General features: G+C 69.8%; 12 protein-coding genes and 1 pseudogene. 10 read left to right on the top strand and 3 right to left on the bottom strand.

Going from position 1 to position 16,163, the window contains the following annotated elements; all coding sequences use genetic code 11:
- Positions 1 to 20: 20 nt before the first annotated feature.
- Both DIE16_RS08910 and DIE16_RS08905 read right to left on the bottom strand, forming a co-directional pair.
- Positions 21 to 1,406: an MFS transporter gene (locus DIE16_RS08910; RefSeq protein WP_124645943.1), complete on the bottom strand. Its 1,386-nt coding sequence runs from the start codon at positions 1,404 to 1,406 to the stop codon at positions 21 to 23.
- A 74-nt stretch (positions 1,407 to 1,480) separates the two neighbouring features.
- Complete coding sequence (locus tag DIE16_RS08905; protein WP_124892127.1) at positions 1,481 to 2,419, bottom strand: 2-hydroxyacid dehydrogenase; 939 nt, start codon at positions 2,417 to 2,419, stop codon at positions 1,481 to 1,483.
- 113 nt (positions 2,420 to 2,532) lie between these two features.
- Here DIE16_RS08905 and DIE16_RS08900 point away from each other — a divergent pair, with 113 nt between their 5' ends.
- The 6 genes and pseudogenes from DIE16_RS08900 to DIE16_RS08875 form a co-directional block, all read left to right on the top strand.
- Positions 2,533 to 3,444, top strand: a complete 912-nt coding sequence (locus tag DIE16_RS08900; RefSeq protein ID WP_124484614.1) for a LysR substrate-binding domain-containing protein — start codon at positions 2,533 to 2,535, stop codon at positions 3,442 to 3,444.
- A 239-nt stretch (positions 3,445 to 3,683) separates the two neighbouring features.
- Positions 3,684 to 4,712 carry a TRAP transporter substrate-binding protein gene (locus DIE16_RS08895; RefSeq protein WP_124522083.1) on the top strand — a complete coding sequence of 343 codons (1,029 nt, stop codon included), beginning with the start codon at positions 3,684 to 3,686 and terminating at the stop codon, positions 4,710 to 4,712.
- A gap of 3 nt (positions 4,713 to 4,715) precedes the next feature.
- Complete coding sequence (locus tag DIE16_RS08890) at positions 4,716 to 6,602, top strand: TRAP transporter large permease subunit (RefSeq protein ID WP_124892126.1); 1,887 nt, start codon at positions 4,716 to 4,718, stop codon at positions 6,600 to 6,602.
- A gap of 8 nt (positions 6,603 to 6,610) precedes the next feature.
- Positions 6,611 to 7,687, top strand: coding sequence for a LacI family DNA-binding transcriptional regulator (locus DIE16_RS08885; protein ID WP_124892125.1), 1,077 nt, complete (start codon positions 6,611 to 6,613; stop codon positions 7,685 to 7,687).
- Positions 7,684 to 8,706, top strand: a complete 1,023-nt coding sequence (locus tag DIE16_RS08880) for a D-isomer specific 2-hydroxyacid dehydrogenase family protein (RefSeq protein ID WP_124892124.1) — start codon at positions 7,684 to 7,686, stop codon at positions 8,704 to 8,706. The genes DIE16_RS08885 and DIE16_RS08880 overlap by 4 nt, the downstream gene beginning before the upstream one ends.
- Positions 8,703 to 9,463 (top strand): annotated as a pseudogene (locus DIE16_RS08875) (amidohydrolase family protein); the annotation flags it as partial. The gene DIE16_RS08880 and the pseudogene DIE16_RS08875, both read left to right, overlap by 4 nt.
- A 274-nt stretch (positions 9,464 to 9,737) precedes the next feature.
- Here the strand turns inward: DIE16_RS08875 and DIE16_RS08870 are convergent.
- Positions 9,738 to 10,826 carry a calcium:proton antiporter gene (locus tag DIE16_RS08870; protein WP_124484620.1) on the bottom strand — a complete coding sequence of 363 codons (1,089 nt, stop codon included), beginning with the start codon at positions 10,824 to 10,826 and terminating at the stop codon, positions 9,738 to 9,740.
- A 542-nt stretch (positions 10,827 to 11,368) separates the two neighbouring features.
- Here DIE16_RS08870 and DIE16_RS08865 point away from each other — a divergent pair.
- The 4 genes from DIE16_RS08865 to DIE16_RS08850 all read left to right on the top strand — a co-directional run bounded on the left by DIE16_RS08865 (position 11,369) and on the right by DIE16_RS08850 (position 15,941).
- Positions 11,369 to 12,922 carry a 3-hydroxyacyl-CoA dehydrogenase gene (locus tag DIE16_RS08865; protein WP_124892123.1) on the top strand — a complete coding sequence of 518 codons (1,554 nt, stop codon included), beginning with the start codon at positions 11,369 to 11,371 and terminating at the stop codon, positions 12,920 to 12,922.
- A gap of 59 nt (positions 12,923 to 12,981) precedes the next feature.
- A complete protein-coding gene (gene paaK / locus DIE16_RS08860; RefSeq protein WP_124645939.1) occupies positions 12,982 to 14,304 on the top strand; it encodes a phenylacetate--CoA ligase PaaK in 1,323 nt (440 codons plus the stop codon).
- A gap of 41 nt (positions 14,305 to 14,345) precedes the next feature.
- Positions 14,346 to 15,146, top strand: coding sequence for an enoyl-CoA hydratase-related protein (locus DIE16_RS08855; protein WP_124522073.1), 801 nt, complete (start codon positions 14,346 to 14,348; stop codon positions 15,144 to 15,146).
- A 120-nt stretch (positions 15,147 to 15,266) separates the two neighbouring features.
- A complete protein-coding gene (locus DIE16_RS08850) occupies positions 15,267 to 15,941 on the top strand; it encodes a MarC family protein (protein ID WP_044843309.1) in 675 nt (224 codons plus the stop codon).
- The last annotated feature ends 222 nt before the right edge of the window (positions 15,942 to 16,163 follow it).

Raw genomic sequence — 16,163 nt, 5'->3', positions numbered from 1 at the left:
ACGCCCGGCGGCGCCCGGTATCACGCGTCCGGCGTGACGCGAATCCGTTCGAAGCGGCCGGCGAGCCACGCGTAGGCGGCGATGCCGAGCAGCCCGTGCGCGGCGACGAACCACAGTGCGCCCGCGAACGAGCCCGTGTGCGCGACGAAGTAGCCGATCACGAGCGGCGTGACGATCCCCGCGAGGTTGCCGAGACCGTTGAACACGCCGCCGCTCAGGCCGACCATCCCTTCGGGCGCGGTGTCGGCGAGCACGGCCCAGCCGACCGCCGCGAGCCCCTTGCCGAAGAACGCGATCGTCATCAGCGCGATCACGACGGCATTCGACGACGCGCCGTTCGCGAGCACGAGCAGCGTCGCCAGCGCCATCCCGACGACGAACGGCGTCTTGCGGGCGCGCGACGGATGCACGCCGCGCCGGATCAGCCAGTCCGACAGCACGCCGCCGAGCACGCCGCCCGTGAAGCCGCAGAGCGCCGGCAGCGCGGCCACCCAGCCGGCTTCCATGATCGTCATCCCGCGCCCCTTGATCAGGTAGATCGGGAACCACGTGATGAAGAAGTAGGTGAGCGCGGTGATGCAGTACTGGCCGATGTAGATCGCCCACAGGTTGCGGTGGCGGAACAGCTGCGACGCGTCGCGCCACGATAGGCGCGAGCGCTCGCGGACGCGGTTCGCTTCGAGATCGACGAGCGCACCGTGCGCGCGCAGGTAGTCGCGCTCGGCGTTGCTCACGCGCGGATGGCCGTGCGGCTCGCGATACCACGCGAACCAGAGCGCCGACAGCGCGACACCGAGCATCCCCATCCACAGGAACACGTGTTCCCAACCGAGCGCGTGCGTGAGCCACGCCATCGCGGGCGTGAACAGCACGACGGCCATGTACTGCGCGGAGTTGAACAGTGCGGATGCGGTGCCGCGCTCCGCGGTCGGAAACCAGCACGCGACGATCCGCGAATTGGCCGGGAACGCCGGCGATTCGACCAGGCCGAGCATGAAGCGCATCGCGAACAGCGCGAGCGTCGCGGCCGCCCCCTGCACGGCGAACCAGCCGACCGTGCCCTGCAGCATCGTGAAGATCGACCACAGCAGCAGGCTCAGGCCATACACGCGGCGCGCGCCGAAACGGTCGAGCAGCCAGCCGCCCGGGATCTGGCCGAGTGCATAGGCCCACGCGAACGCGGAAAACACGATGCCGAGCTGCATGGGCGTGAGCCCGAGGGCGTGCGCGACGCCGGTACCGGCGATCGACATCGTCGCGCGGTCCGCATAGTTGACGACGGTGACGGCGAAGATCAGCGCGAGGACCGTGTAACGGACGCGGCCGATCGTGCGCGACGCTGTGGATGAGGCGGGAGAGGTGGAAGAGGCGGCGACGGCTGCGCCGCCGCTGGATCGATTGGGCATGCGAGTCTCCTGGCCTCCGGCGTACGGAGGCGTTTCATTGGATGTTGTCTTGGTCGGGGAGGGGCGTGCGGCGGTCAGCCTGTAACGCTCGTCGGCGGCCGCTGGCCCGCGAAGCACGCGGCGAGGTTGGCGAGCACGATCCGGCCCATTCGTTCGCGTGTCTCGTGCGTGGCGCTCGCGCGGTGCGGCTGCACGACGACGCGCTCGAGTTCGAGCAGCGCGGCCGGCACGCGCGGTTCGTCGGCGAACACGTCGAGCCCCGCGCCGGCGATCGTGCCGTCGGCGAGTGCGCGCACGAGCGCGGCTTCGTCGACGAGCTTGCCGCGTGCGACGTTGATCAGGAATCCTTTGCTGCCGAGCGCGGCGAGCACGTCGGCGGTCACGAGCACGTTGCCGTGATCGGCGGACGCCGCGAGCACGAGCACGTCGCTGTCGCGCGCGAGCGCGGCGAGGTCGGGCACGTAGCGATAGCCGCTGTCGCGGTGTTCGCGCGGGCCGAAATAGCTGACCGGCATCCGGAACGCCTGCGCGCGCTGCGCGATCGCACGTCCCACGCGGCCAAGGCCGACGATGCCGAGCCGCTTGCCCGTCACCTGCGTCGCGAGCGGCTGCGCCACCTTGCCCCAGCGGCCGGCGCGCACGATGCGCTCGCCGGCGCCGAGGTCGCGCAGCGTCATCAGGATCAGCCCCAGCGCCATGTCGGCGACGTCGTCGGTCAGCACGTCGGGCGTCGTCGTCACGTGAATGCCGCGTGCGCGGGCGAGCTCGAGATCGACGGCGTCGGTGCCGATGCCGTTGATCGCGATGATCTCGAGCGCCCTCAGCCGCGCCATCAACGCGGCCGGCAACCCGTTCGCGCCGCCCGTGACGACGCCGCGGATGCGCGATGCGAGGCGATCGAGCAGCGCGTCGGGCTGGTCGGCCGCATACAGCCGATGCACCGCGTAGCGGGCGGACAGTTCGGCGTCGATGGTGTCGGGAAGCGGCTGGGTGAGCAGAAGGTCGATGGTCATGAGGGTCTCGGTCGGCGTGCGCGGCGCGGGCCGCGCATCAGGTGCAACCGAGTATAGGAATCGAATCGATATCGGTCTAACATCAAGACGCTATCGATTGATTCAAGATTTGAATGATTGAACTGAACCAGCTTCGCTGCTTCGTCGCCGTGGCCGAGGAACTGCATTTCGGGCGCGCGGCCAGGCGGCTCTTCATGACGCAGCCGCCGCTCAGCCGGCAGATCCAGTTGCTCGAGCACGCGCTCGGCATCGCGCTGCTCGAACGCAGCAGCCGGCAGGTCAGGCTGACCGCGGCCGGCGAGCGCTTCTTGCGCGACGCACGGCACATCCTCGAGTTTTCCGCGCGGGCCGAACAGGCCGCGCAGCGCGTCGCGCATGGCGGGGCCGGCCGCATCACGCTCGGCTTCACGGCCGTCAGCGCGTACCGGATGATTCCGGCGCTGCTCGCGCATGCGGCGCACGCGCTGCCCGACGTCGACGTCGAACTGCGTGAAATGGTGTCGACCGTGCAGATCGACGCGCTGGCGTCGCGCATGCTCGATGCGGGCTTCGTGCGCCAGCGCGCGGCGCGCCATCCGCTCGAATACCGGCTCGTGCAACGCGAGCCGATGCTCGTCGCGGTCGCGCAGGGCGCGCCGCTGGCCGCGTACGAGCGGATCGGCCCGGACCAGCTCGACCGGCAGCCGTTCATCGCGTATTCGCCGAACGAAGGCAAGTACTTCCACGACATGATCTCGGGAATGTTCGCCGGCGCCGGGCGCTTGCCGAACTACCTGCATTACGTCGGGCAGACGCATACGATCCTCGGCCTGGTGCGCGCCGGGCTGGGTGCGGCGCTGGTGCCGGCGTCGGCGCGCGAGCTGCATGTGGACGGCGTGGTGTTCCGGCCGCTCGCGGACGTCGACGTGGCGGCGGAGCTGTATCTCGCGTGGCGCGCGGACAACGACAATCCGGCGCTGCCGGTGTTCAACGCGATGGTCGAGCAGTTTCTGACGCAGGAGGCGGACGGCGGGGGCGTTGTTTAGCCAAGGTCTGTTGTCTGATGATATCAGGCGCCGCGCCCGACGCGCGCCGACACCGGCCTGCAAGACCGGCACAGACCGGCGCCGTCTGCGATTCCGGCCCAAAACCACCACGCGGAAGGCCCGTTTTTCATCCGCGCACGGGAAAACCCTCATTTTTCTCTCATCGGTCGTCGTATTACTGTATCGATACACTAAATCGATACAGTTGCGCCTGGAGGCGCACTGCAAAGGAGACGGCCATGACTACCTTCACCCGGCGGCGCTTTCTGCAAACGGCGCCCGCCGCCACGCTCGCGGTCGCGGGTGGCCTGCCGGCGATCGGCCGCGCGGCGCAAACCGTGACGCTGCGCTGCTCGTCGTCGATGCCGGCCGACCAGAACGCCGCGCACTACGTGTGGTACGAGCGGCTTGCCGCGAACCTGAAGGCGAGCGTCGGCGATGCGATCCGGGTCGACTATTTTCCGAACAGCCAGCTCGGCAAGGAGAGCGACGTCGCGCAGCAGGTGAAGATCGGCGCGATCGACATGATGATCGCGGGGTCGTCGATCTGGGCCACGGTCGCGCCCGAGCTCGGCATGCTCGATCTCGGCTACCTGTTCGACAGCTATGCGCACGTCGCGAAGGTGCTCGACGGCCAGGTCGGCACCAGCCTGAACGCGCTGCTGCAAAAGCGCGCGGGCTGCTCGGTGCTGACGTGGGGCTCGCACTTCGGTGGACGCTGCGTGTTCACGAAGCAGCCGGTGACGGCGCTGCCGGGCGTGAAGGGCACGAAGCTGCGCGTGCTGCCGACGCCGGCGTTCATGGACACCTTCAAGGTGATGGGCGCGGTGCCGACGCCGATTCCGTTCGGCGAGCTGTACATGGCCGTGCAGACGGGCGTCGTCGACGGGCTCGAGCACGATCCGGCCACCGTGCTCGCGAGCCGCTTCGACGAGATCGTCAAGTCGTGCTGGCAATCGCACCACGTGTTCGCGGCGATGACCGTCGTGATGGGGCGGCGCGCGCTCGAGCGGATTCCGGCGAACCTTCGCCCGGCGTTCGACCGCGCGGTGGCCGATGCGACCGCGCAACAGCGCGCGATCGCGACGCAGAAGGCCGCGCAGGCGGAGGCGGCGCTGAAGCAGCACGGGATGACGTTCCATCCGATGGCGGAGGCCGAGCGCGCCGCGCTGCGGCAGGCGATGCACGACCGCCTCTACGTGGCGTTCGCCAAGCAATATCCGGCCACCGCGCCGCTGTTTCCGGCGATCGCCGCGGCGCGGGGTTGAGCAATGGATACCGGTTCCGTTTCGAGCGTCGTGCCGGGCGCCGGCCCAGCCCGCCCCGCGCGCGCCGCCGTCCGCGCGCTGGCGGCGGCGATGCGCTGGATCGAATACGTGTCGGCCGCGGTGCTGGCCGTCGACGTGCTCGTGGTGTTCGTGTCGGTCGTGTTCCGCTATTTCCTGCACGATCCGGTCGACTGGGCCGAGGAGGTCGCGAGCGCGCTGATGATCGTGCTGGTGTTCTTCGGCGCGGCGACGGTGCTCGGCCGCAGCCAGCACGTCGGCATCGACCTGTTCAGCGGCTGGCTGCCGGCGCGCTGGCAGGGTGCGCTCGTGCAGATCGGACACTGGATCGTCGCGGCGGTGTCGCTGAACCTGCTGGCGTCGTCGTGGCAGCTGCTCGGCGATTCGTACGACCAGTTGACGACCGGCGGCCTGCCGGGCTGGATCAACGTGTATCCGATGATGTTTGGCGCGCTGTTCATGAGCGTGTTCGCGCTCGCGAACGCGCTGAACGCGCCGCGCCGCCGCGTACTTGGCACGCTTGCGTGCTGCGCGGTGCTCGCGGGCGCCGTGTACGGCTGGAACGCGCTGCGGCCCGAGCATGCGATCGCGCCGGGGGCGCTGCTGATCGCCGGCTTCGTCGGCGGGCTCGTGCTGGGCGTGCCGATCGGCTTCGTGCTCGCGTTCTCGGCGCTGCTGTATTTCCTCGCCGACCCGACGCTGCCGTTGCAGGTCTACTCGCAGCAGGTGATGGCCGGCGCCGATCACTTCGTGCTGCTGGCGGTGCCGTTCTTCGTGCTGGCCGGCTTGCTGATGGAGTCGAACGGGATGTCCACGCGGCTCGTCGAATTGCTGCTGCGGATCTTCGGGCGGGTGCGCGGCGGGCTCGGGTTGATCGTGATCCTTGCGACGGCGTGCTTTTCCGGCGTGTCGGGTTCGAAGCTGGCCGACATCGCGGCGGTGGGCGGCGTCGTGATGCCGGCCGTGCGCCGTGCGCGCCAGGACCCCGACGAAACCGCGGCGCTGCTCGCGTGCAGCGCGGTGATGGCCGAGACGATCCCGCCGTGCGTGAACATGATCATCATGGGCTTCGTCGCGAACATCTCGATCGCGGGGCTGTTCGTCGCGGGAATCGTGCCGGCGGCCGTGCTCGCCGCGTCGCTGGCGGTCGTGACCGTGATCTGCGGACGCCGGATCGACATCGACGCGGTGTTCGTCGAGCGCCGCGCGTGGCTGCCGCTCGCGGGCGGCGCGCTGGTCGCGCTGATCATGGTCGTGATGATCGGCAAGGGCGTGACGTCGGGCATCGCGACCTCGACGGAAGTGTCGGCCTTCGCGGTGGTCTATGCGCTGGTGATCGGCTGGACGGCGTTCCGCGAACTGACCTGGCGCTCGGTCGGCCGCGTGTTCGTGCGTGCGGCATCGATGGCGAGCGGCATCCTGTTCATCGTCGCGGCGGCGTCGAGCGTGTCGTTCGCGCTGTCGATCGAGCAGATTCCGGCGCTCGTCTCGGGCACAATGACCGCGTTTGCCCATCAGTACGGCTCGACGGCGTTCCTGTTGCTGGCGGCGCTCCTGATGATCGTGTTCGGCGCCGTGCTCGAAGGCGCGCCCGCGCTGATCATCTTCGGGCCGCTGCTCGCGCCGATCGCGCTGCAGCTCGGCATCAATCCGCTGCATTTCGGCACGGTCGTGGTGGTGGCGATGGGGCTCGGGTTGTTCGCGCCGCCCGTCGGCCTCGGGCTGTTCACGACCTGCGCGATCACGGGGACCGAGGTCGCGCGCGTCGCCCGGCCGATGGTGAAATACCTGCTGGTGCTGTTCGTTGCCCTCGTGGCGCTGATCTTCGCACCGGCGTTTTCGTTGTGGCTGCCGGCCCGTTTCGGCCTGTAGCCCGTTCAATGCAAGACGACATGAGTACGATTCAGGACGTGGCCCGTCATGCGGCCGTTTCGGTCAGCACGGTTTCGAACGTGCTCAACGGCCGCACCGACCAGATGAAGCCGGAGACGCTCGAGCGCGTGAAGGCGTCGATGGATGCGCTGCAGTACCGGCCGAGCACGCTCGCGCGCCAGCTCAAGACGGGGCAGACGCCGCTCGTCGGGTTGCTGGTGCCGTCGATGGCGAATCCGATGTACGGCTACATCGCGCGCGAGATCGAGGCTTGCGCGCAGGAGCAGTACGGTCATCGCGTGCTGATCGGCAACACGTACCGCGACGCGGGCAAGGAGGCGGCGTTCTTCGACGACCTGTTCGCGCACGGCGTGCGGCGCGTGATCGTGATCTCGTCGCTCGCCGACGAAAGCCACCTCGAACGCGCGGCCGAACGCGGGATGACGGTCGTCAGCTACGACCGCCGCGCGACGCCCGGCGAGCAATCGAAGGTCGATCACGTGACGGCCGACAACGAGGCGGCCGCGCGGCTCGCGACCGGCTGCCTCGTCGCCGCGGGCCATACGCGGCTCGCGTTCGCGACCGTGGCCGGCATCACCGTGAGCCGCAGCGACAAGATTCGCGGCTTTCTCGAAGTGGCGCGCGACGCAGGCGCCGATGCGCAAATGCTCGAAGGCGGCCCGGCGAACGAATACGGCGACGCGGTGATCGTCGAGGTCGGGCGCGCGCTCGGCGCCGCGCTCGCGGCCGATCCGGCGCGGCCGACCGGCGTCGTCGCGGTCAACGACCTGTTCGCGCTCGGCCTGATGGCGGGGCTGCGCGACGGCGGATTGCGCGTGCCGGACGATGTGTCGGTCGTCGGGATGGACGGCCATTTCCTGTCGGCGATCTCGTGGCCGGCGCTGACCACGGTGCAACTGCCCGTCACCGAGATGGCCGCGGAGATGGTGCGGCGCGTGATGCGGCACGACGGCGACCCGTCATCGGCGCCCGGGCAGTGCGTGTTCCCGGGCGTCACGCTGGTCGAGCGCGCGTCGGTCGCGCCGCCGCCGCGCGCGGTCGAATCGAACGGAGACAACGCATGACGCGCGTCTACGTGACCCATCCGTCGGGGATGTTCGATTACTACTTCGGCGCGAAGGCGCTGTGCGCGCTGCAGGCGCTCGCGGACGTCACGTGCAATCCGCTCGACCGGGAGCTCGGCACGGACGAGCTGATCGCCGCCGCGCAGGGGTGCGACGCGATCATCGCGTACCGGCAGACGCCGGCGCCGCGTGCGCTGTTCGCGGGGCTGCCCGCGCTCGCCGCGTTCCTGCGCTGCGCGGTCGACATCCGTACCGTCGACGTCGACGCGGCGAGCGAGTTCGGCGTGCTGGTCACGCAGGCGAGCCCCGGGTTCGGGCCGGCCGTCGCGGAGTGGGTGATCGGCGCGATGATCGGCCTCGCGCGCGGGATCGGCGGCTACGCGGATGCGTACCACCGCGGCACGCCGCCGCTGCCGCGGATGGGCCGCGAATTGCGCGGCAGCACGCTGGGCGTGGTCGGTTATGGACAGATCGCGCGCCAGCTCGTGCCGATCGCGACGGCGTTCGGGATGCGCGTGCTCGTGTGCGACCCGTACGTGCGGGTCGACGCGCCGTCGATCGAACAGGTCGACCGCGCGACCTTGCTGCGCGACGCGGATTACGTCGTGTGCCTCGCGCCCGCGACGCCGGCCACCGCGAACCTGTTCGATGCGCGCGCGTTCGCCGCGATGAAGCCGGGCGCGTGCTTCGTCAATGCGTCGCGCGGCGAGCTGGTCGACGAGCAGGCGCTGGCCGACGCGCTCGACGGCGGCCGGCTGGCCGGTTGCGCGCTCGACGTCGGCCGCGCGGCGGACCAGATGCCGACGCCCGGACTCGCCGCGCATCCGCGCGTGATCGCCACGCCGCACATCGGCGGACTGACGCGACCGGCGGTCGAGCACCAGGCGCTGGAGACGGTCGACCAACTCGCCGCGCTGCTCGACGCACGCGTGCCGAACGGCGCGGTCAACGCCGCGCATGCGACGCGGCTCGAACGCTGGCGGTCGGCCGACGCGTCCGCCGCGCCGGGTGTGCGATGACGCGCGACGAAGGCGGCATGCGGCTGGCGCCGGTGTGCGATTGCCATATCCACATCTACGACGATGCATATCCGCTCGCGCCGACGGCGACGTTCCGCCCGCCGCATGCGCCGGTGGATGCGTATCGCCGCGTGCAACAGACGCTCGGCCTCGCGCGGGTGGTCGTCGTGCAACCGACCGGTTATGGCTTCGACAACCGCTGCACGCTCGATGCGCTGGCCGCGCTCGGCCCGCAGGCGCGCGGCGTCGCGACGGTGCCGGTCGACGTGCCGGATGCCGAACTCGAGCGGCTGCACGCGGCAGGCATCCGCGGCGTGCGGTTCATGACGCTGTCGGGCGGCGTCGCGCGATGGGACGAGCTCGAGCGGATGGCCGCGCGGATCGCGCCGCTCGGCTGGCACATCGATTTGCAGCTCGACGGCCGGACGCTGCCCGACGTCGAGCCGATGCTGGCGTCGTCGGCGGCGCGCGTCGTCATCGATCACACGGGCAAGTTCCTGACGCCGGTTGCACCGGATGCGCCGGCCTTCGTTGCGTTGCGGCGCCTGCTGGATCGCGGCCACGTGTGGGTGAAGCTGTCCGCGCCTTCGAGACCTCGCGATCCGGTGCGCCCGGTTACGACGATGTCGCACGCCTTGCCACCGTGCTCGCACGCGCGCATGCGGCGCGCTGCGTGTGGGGCAGCAACTGGCCGCACCCGAACGCGTCGCCGCTGCCCGACGATGCGCAGCTCCTCGGCTGGTTGCACGCGTGCGCGGCGGACGCGGCGGTCGGCCGCGCGATACTCGTCGACAACCCGGCCGTGCTGTATGGGTTCGATGCGGACACCTCGATCGGCGCCGCGACGTAACGTGGTCGACCGCGGGCCGAGCCTCGACGGCCATGCGGTTGACGCGTTCGTCCACGACTTTCCGGAGCGATAGGCGCTGCGTGAAGCGAAGAGGGTGAAGCGGGGAAGGTGTAGCAGCGGGAGTTGAAGCGCGGCGCGCGGCACGGCGGATCATTTTCGCCGTGCCGCGCGCCGCTTTACATCAGTGCGTGACCGACAGGAACAGGTACGCCGCGAACAGCGACAGATGCACGACGCCGTGCAGCACCGTCGTGCGTCCCTGGCTGAGCGTCAGCGTGCTGACGAGCAGCGTCAGCGACAGCAGCACGGTTTCCATCGCGCCGATGCCGAGCGTGAGCGGCTGGCCGACCCAGATGAACACGGCCGCGACGGTCGGGATCGTGAGCCCGATGCTCGCGAGCGCCGAACCGAGCGCGAGGTTCATGCTGGTCTGCAGGCGATTCGCCCGCGCGGCGGTGACGGCCGCGAGCCCTTCGGGCAGCAGCACCAGCGCGGCGATCACGATACCGACCGCCGCTTCCGGCGCGCCGAGCTTCATCACCGCATGCTCGACGGCGGGCGACAGCAGCTTCGCGAGCAGCACGACCGCGACGAGGCTCGCGAACAGCAGCACGAGGCTGATCAGCGCGGTGCGGCCGCTCGGGGGGGCCGCATGCACTGATTCGTTCGCGCTGTCGTGCTCGGTGAGGAAGTAGTCGCGGTGGCGCACGGTCTGCACGAATACGAATGCGCCGTACAGCACGAGCGACGACACGCCGGCGAACGCAAGCTGCGATTTCGAAAAGAACGGGCCCGGCGCGGCGTTCAGGTAGTTCGGCATCACGAGCGACAGCACCGACAGCGACGCGAGCACCGCGAGCGCCTTGCTCGCGCCGCGCCCCTGGAAATCCTGCTCGCCATGCTTCCACGCACCGACCAGCAGGCAGAGGCCGACGATGCCGTTGCAGATGATCATCACCGCGGCGAACACGGTATCGCGCGCGAGGCCCGATTTCTCGGGGCCGGCGCCGAGCATCACCGACACGATCAGCGCGACCTCGATGACGGTCACGGCGACCGCCAGCACGAGCGTGCCGAACGGCTCGCCGACGCGGTGCGCGACGACTTCGGCATGGTGGACGGCGGCGAACACGGCGCCGGCGAGGGCGGCGGCGAACACGGCGATGACGAGGCCTTCGGCCGGCACGACGCGCGACAGCGCGAGTACCAGCCAGGCGGCAAGCGGGGCCACGAGGGTCCAGCGCGGGAGCTGGTTGGACGAGAGCGGCATGGACGGTTTCCTATGCGAGTGGCGGCGCGCGACGCGCCGTCACGGGTTGACGAAGCCCGGCCGGATGATCCGCCGAACGTGGACGATGATGCTGATGGGCGGCAGCGCGGAGCCGTGCTGCCCTGGATTCGCCGCCGTGAAGCGGCGAGGGGCGCGGGCGGGCCGAAGCCCGTCGCTGGATGAAACGGTTCGATGCGACCGGGTGCCGAGGGCGGGGCGCGGGTACGTCACGACAGGCGGGTGGCGCGATTCCGACCCCGAAAGGACGGCAGGCGGTGGACGGCAGCGGCGTGACACGCGGTTTCCCCCTGAAATTCGGCGATTTGTCGAATTTTATCAGGCGTTCGGGGGACACTATCTCATAATCGGACGCTTTCATTGACCTTTCGGTTTCAAAAAAGTGCCCCGATCGGTCGAATTTTTGTTCTTGCGCTTTTCGTAACGGTCTCTTGCACGACAAATTCGGGCTCGCCCTGACATAAATCTACCGACCGGTCGGTTTATAATCGCTCGCACTTCCACTTCATGACGGATCGCAAGCGATGGCTGTTTCTTCTGCACATTCGGTGAATTCGAGCGCGCTGGCGCAGTCGGCGGTCGTCGGCGTGATCGGCGCGGGCGCGATGGGCGCGGGCATCGCGCAGGTGGCCGCGGCGGCCGGTCATGCGGTGCTGCTGTACGACCTGAACGAAGCCGCATGCGACAAGGCGCTGGCCGGCATCCGCGCGCAGTTCGCACGGCTCGCGGAAAAGGGCCGGATGGAACCGGCCCAGGCCGACGCGGCCGGCAGCCGGATTCGCGCGGTGCGCGCGCTGGCCGACTTCACGGGCGCCGCGCTGATCGTCGAGGCGGCGGCCGAGCGGCTCGACGTGAAGCGCGAGATCTTCGCGACGCTCGAACGCCATGTCGACGACAGCTGCGTGCTGGCGACCAACACGTCGTCGATCTCGATCACGTCGATCGCGGCCGGGCTGCGCGCGCCGCAGCGCGTGGCCGGCCTGCATTTCTTCAATCCGGCGCCGCTGATGGCGCTCGTCGAGGTGGTCAGCGGGCTCGCGACCGCGCCGGACGTCGCACAGGCGCTCTACGACACGGCCGCCGCGTGGGGCAAGCGGCCGGTGCTGGCGAAGTCGACGCCCGGCTTCATCGTGAACCGCGTCGCGCGGCCGTATTACGCGGAGGCGCTGCGCGTGCTGAACGAGCAGGGCGGCACGCCGGCCTCGATCGATGCGGTGATGCGCGACGCCGGCGGCTTCCGGATGGGGCCGTTCGAGCTGATGGACCTGATCGGCCACGACGTGAACTTCGCGGTGACCGAGTCGGTGTTCCGCGCGTACTTCAACGATCCGCGCTATACGCCGTCGCTGATCCAGCAGGAACTCGTGAACGCGGGCTTCCTCGGGCGCAAGTCGGGGCGCGGCTTCTATTCGTATGCGGACGGCGCGACGCCGCCCGCGCCCGCGTTCGAACCGCCGTGCGATGCGCCGGCCGACGTCGTGCTGTTCGCGCAGGACGGCCCGGCCGCCGCGCTGCATGCCCGCGTTGTCGAACACATCGCGCTCGCGCGGCAGAACGGCGCACATGCCGACGAACTGCTCGCCGTGGCCGGCCGCGCGTCGATCGCGCTGACCGACGGCCGCACCGCGACCGTGCGCGCCGCGCAAACCGGCGTGGCCGACCTCGTGCTCGTCGATCTCGCGCGCGATTACGCGCAGGCCGGGCTCGTCGCGCTGACGCGCGCGCTGCAGTGCAGCGACGCGGCCTATGCGGATGCGGTCGGGCTGTTCCAGCAAGCGGGTTTTCGCGTCGTCGGCATCGCCGACGTGCCGGGCATGGTCGCGATGCGCACCGTCGCGATGCTCGCGAACGAGGCGGCCGACACGGTGAACCAGGGCGTGTGCTCGCCCGCCGATCTCGATCTCGCGATGGAGAAGGGCGTGAACTACCCGTGCGGCCCGCTCGCGTGGGCCGATGCGATCGGCATCGGCCGCGTGCATCGCGTGCTGTCGAACCTGGCGGCGAGCTACGGCGAAGACCGCTATCGCGTGTCGCCGCGCATCGCCGCGCTGCACGCGGCCGGCCGCACGTTCCGCTAGCCGCCGGCCCCGTCACCCCGATCACGATAACGACATCACTCCACTGGAGGAGCACCCCGATGATTCACCCGACGCACCCCGCCGCCGCCCTCGAGCCGATCGAGACCGCCAGCCGCGACGAACTGCAGGCGCTGCAGCTCGAGCGCCTCAAGTGGTCGCTGCGCCACGCGTACGACAACGTCCCGCACTATCGCCGCACGTTCGACGCGGCGGGCGTGCATCCGGACGACCTGAAGACGCTCGCCGATCTCGCGAAATTCCCGTTCTCGACCAAGCACGACCTGCGCGACAACTACCCGTTCGGCCTCTTCGCGGTGCCGCGCGAGCAGGTCGTGCGCGTGCATGCGTCGAGCGGCACGACCGGCAAGCCGACGGTGGTCGGCTACACCGCGCGCGACATCGACACGTGGGCGAACGTGACCGCGCGTTCGATCCGCGCGGCCGGCGGCCGCCCGGGCGACACGCTGCACAACGCATTCGGCTACGGGCTCTTCACGGGCGGCCTCGGGATTCACTACGGCGCGGAGCGGCTCGGCTGCATGGTCGTGCCGATGTCGGGCGGGCAGACTGAAAAGCAGGTGCAGCTGATCCGCGATTTCGAGCCGAAGATCATCCTCGTCACGCCGTCGTACATGCTGAACCTGATCGACGAGATGGTGCGGCAAGGGATGGACCCGGCCGAGTCGTCGCTGAAGATCGGCATCTTCGGCGCGGAGCCGTGGACGCAGGCGCTGCGCGAGGAAGTGGAGACACGCGTGGGCATCGACGCGCTCGACATCTACGGGCTGTCGGAAGTGATGGGCCCGGGCGTCGCGTGCGAATGCGTCGAGACGAAGGACGGCCCGGTGATCTGGGAAGACCATTTCTATCCGGAGATCATCGACCCGGCGACCGGCGAGGTGCTGCCGGACGGCAGCGAGGGCGAGCTCGTGTTCACGTCGCTGACGAAGGAGGCGATGCCGGTGATCCGCTACCGCACGCGCGACCTCACCGCGCTGCTGCCGCCGACCGCGCGCGCGATGCGCCGGCTCGCGAAGATCACGGGCCGCTCCGACGACATGCTGATCGTGCGCGGCGTGAACGTGTTCCCGAGCCAGATCGAGGAAATCGTCGTCGCGCAGACGAAGCTGTCGGGGCAGTTCCAGATCACGCTTTCGCGCGACGGCCACATGGACCGGCTCGATCTCGCGGTCGAGCTGCGCTCCGAGGCCGTCGCGTGCGTGACCGATGCCGAGCGCGCGGCGATCGCGCGCGAGCTGCAGCACCGGATCAAGACGATGATCGGCGTGTCGGCCGGCGTGACGGTGCTCGCCGCGGGCGGCATTCCCGCGAGCGCGACCGGCAAGGCCCGGCGCGTGATCGACCGCCGGCAGGCCGCCTGAGTTTCGCCGTTCCCTGTTTCTACCCCGAGGAAACCTGTTCGATGGATGGATTGAAAACCCTGGCCGTGGCCGTCGATGCGCGCGGCATCGCGACTGTCGCGCTGCAGCGCGGCGACGTGCTCAACGCGTTCGACGAGACGATGATCGCCGAGCTGACCGACGCGTTTACCACGCTCGGCCGGCGCGACGACGTGCGCGCGATCGTGCTGCGCTCGGACGGTCGCGCGTTCTGCGCGGGCGCCGACCTGCAGTGGATGCAGCGCGCGAGCGCGAACGACGCGGCCGCGAACCTGCGCGACGCCGAGCGGTTCGCCGCGATGATGCGCGCGATCCGGCAGTGCCCGAAGCCGACGGTCGCGCGCGTGCAGGGCCACGCGTTCGGCGGCGGCGTCGGCCTGTGCGCGGCCTGCGACATCGTGATCGCGAGCGATCACGCGCGCTTTTCGGTCAGCGAGGCCCGTTTCGGGATCCTGCCGTCGGTGATCGGCCCGTATCTGGTCGAGGCGGTCGGTCAGCGCCAGGCGCGCCGGCTCGCGCTGACCGCGACGCAACTCGCGGCCGCCGAAGCCGTCGCGATCGGGCTGATCCATCAGGCCGTGCCGCTCGACGCGCTCGACGCCGCACTCGACAAGACGCTCGCCGAGCTGAGCCGCAACGGCCCGAACGCGCTGATGGAGATCAAGCGCTTTTTCGACGCGATCGGCGAGTACCCGCCGTCGGACGAACGCGCGGCGTTCACCGCGCAGACGATCTCCCGCGTGCGGGCGACGCCGGAAGCGAAGGAGGGCTTCGCCGCGTTCTTCGCGAAGCGGCCGCCGGCCTGGGAGCCGGGCGCCGAATAAGGCGGCGGCGCGGGCCGCCGGGCCCGGGGCGCGATTTGCGTCTCGCGCGCGGGCGCTTGCTCTACAATGCGTGACCCCCGGCGCGCCGCCGGCCCAGCCCCGACCGCTTCTTCGCACCCGATGATCGTCAATCGCCTTATCTCCGAGATCCTGTTCGGCTTTACCGGCCTGATCGGCATCATCAATCCGATCGGCATCGCGTTCCTGTTTCTCGAACGCACCGAGGCGCTGACCGAGCACGAGCGCAACCTGCTCGCGAAGAAGGTGGCGTTCAACGCGTTCATCGTGTTGCTGGTCGCGTTCTTCGCCGGCACACCGGTGCTGCATTTCTTCGGGATCTCGATGGAAGCGCTGCGGATCGGCGGCGGCTTCGCGGTCGCCGTCGCGGGCTGGCAGATGCTGAACGAGCCGGACGGGCCGGCGGGCGGCGGCGATACGCCGATCAAGCCGATCGATGCGAACGCGATCATGACCCGCGCGTTCTTCCCGCTGACCGTGCCGCTGACCGTCGGCCCCGGCTCGATCGCCACCGCGATCGCGCTGAACGCGAACCGCACGCACAAGCTGTCGGAATTCATGCTGTCGAGCATCGTGTCGATCTCGGTGTCGGCGCTCGTCGCGGTCGTGATCTGGCTGACCTACAGCCGTGCCGCGCTGCTCTCCCGCTATCTCGGCACCGAAGGCACCAAGGTCGCGAAGCGCGTGTCGGCATTCCTGCTGCTGTGCATCGGCGTGCAGATCATGCTGACCGGCTTCTCCGAATTCCTGCAGCCGCTCGCCGACCAGATCAAGTAAGCCGTTCGTCGTTCGCGAGTAATCCGTTCGTTCGTCGACGTGGCAACCGGCGCGGCGCCACGCCGCGCATTCTGATCATGGATGCTGCGTGGCGCGTTGGTGTGCGCCGTCGAAGCCTTGCTCGAGTGGGATCGGGCTGCGGTTCCGGCGCGTCGGCGTTCCTGGGCGACCCGGCCGCAGCAGGCCGTCGCGTCGACTACGCGTTCGCGCGCTGCGCGATAC

This window comes from Burkholderia sp. Bp9090, assembly GCF_003857985.1.
Taxonomy (GTDB): Bacteria; Pseudomonadota; Gammaproteobacteria; order Burkholderiales; family Burkholderiaceae; genus Burkholderia.
Note: the sequence above shows the minus strand (reverse complement) of the source record. Positions and strands in the feature narration are given on the sequence as shown.

Coding starts and splice junctions, on each gene's coding strand:
- DIE16_RS08910 (WP_124645943.1), bottom strand. CDS start 1,406: ATGCCCAATCGATCCAGCGGCGGCGCAGCCGTCGCCGCCTCTTCCACC.
- paaK (WP_124645939.1), top strand. CDS start 12,982: ATGATTCACCCGACGCACCCCGCCGCCGCCCTCGAGCCGATCGAGACC.
- DIE16_RS08870 (WP_124484620.1), bottom strand. CDS start 10,826: ATGCCGCTCTCGTCCAACCAGCTCCCGCGCTGGACCCTCGTGGCCCCG.
- DIE16_RS08900 (WP_124484614.1), top strand. CDS start 2,533: ATGATTGAACTGAACCAGCTTCGCTGCTTCGTCGCCGTGGCCGAGGAA.
- DIE16_RS08855 (WP_124522073.1), top strand. CDS start 14,346: ATGGATGGATTGAAAACCCTGGCCGTGGCCGTCGATGCGCGCGGCATC.
- DIE16_RS08865 (WP_124892123.1), top strand. CDS start 11,369: ATGGCTGTTTCTTCTGCACATTCGGTGAATTCGAGCGCGCTGGCGCAG.
- DIE16_RS08885 (WP_124892125.1), top strand. CDS start 6,611: ATGCAAGACGACATGAGTACGATTCAGGACGTGGCCCGTCATGCGGCC.
- DIE16_RS08890 (WP_124892126.1), top strand. CDS start 4,716: ATGGATACCGGTTCCGTTTCGAGCGTCGTGCCGGGCGCCGGCCCAGCC.
- DIE16_RS08905 (WP_124892127.1), bottom strand. CDS start 2,419: ATGACCATCGACCTTCTGCTCACCCAGCCGCTTCCCGACACCATCGAC.
- DIE16_RS08850 (WP_044843309.1), top strand. CDS start 15,267: ATGATCGTCAATCGCCTTATCTCCGAGATCCTGTTCGGCTTTACCGGC.
- DIE16_RS08880 (WP_124892124.1), top strand. CDS start 7,684: ATGACGCGCGTCTACGTGACCCATCCGTCGGGGATGTTCGATTACTAC.
- DIE16_RS08895 (WP_124522083.1), top strand. CDS start 3,684: ATGACTACCTTCACCCGGCGGCGCTTTCTGCAAACGGCGCCCGCCGCC.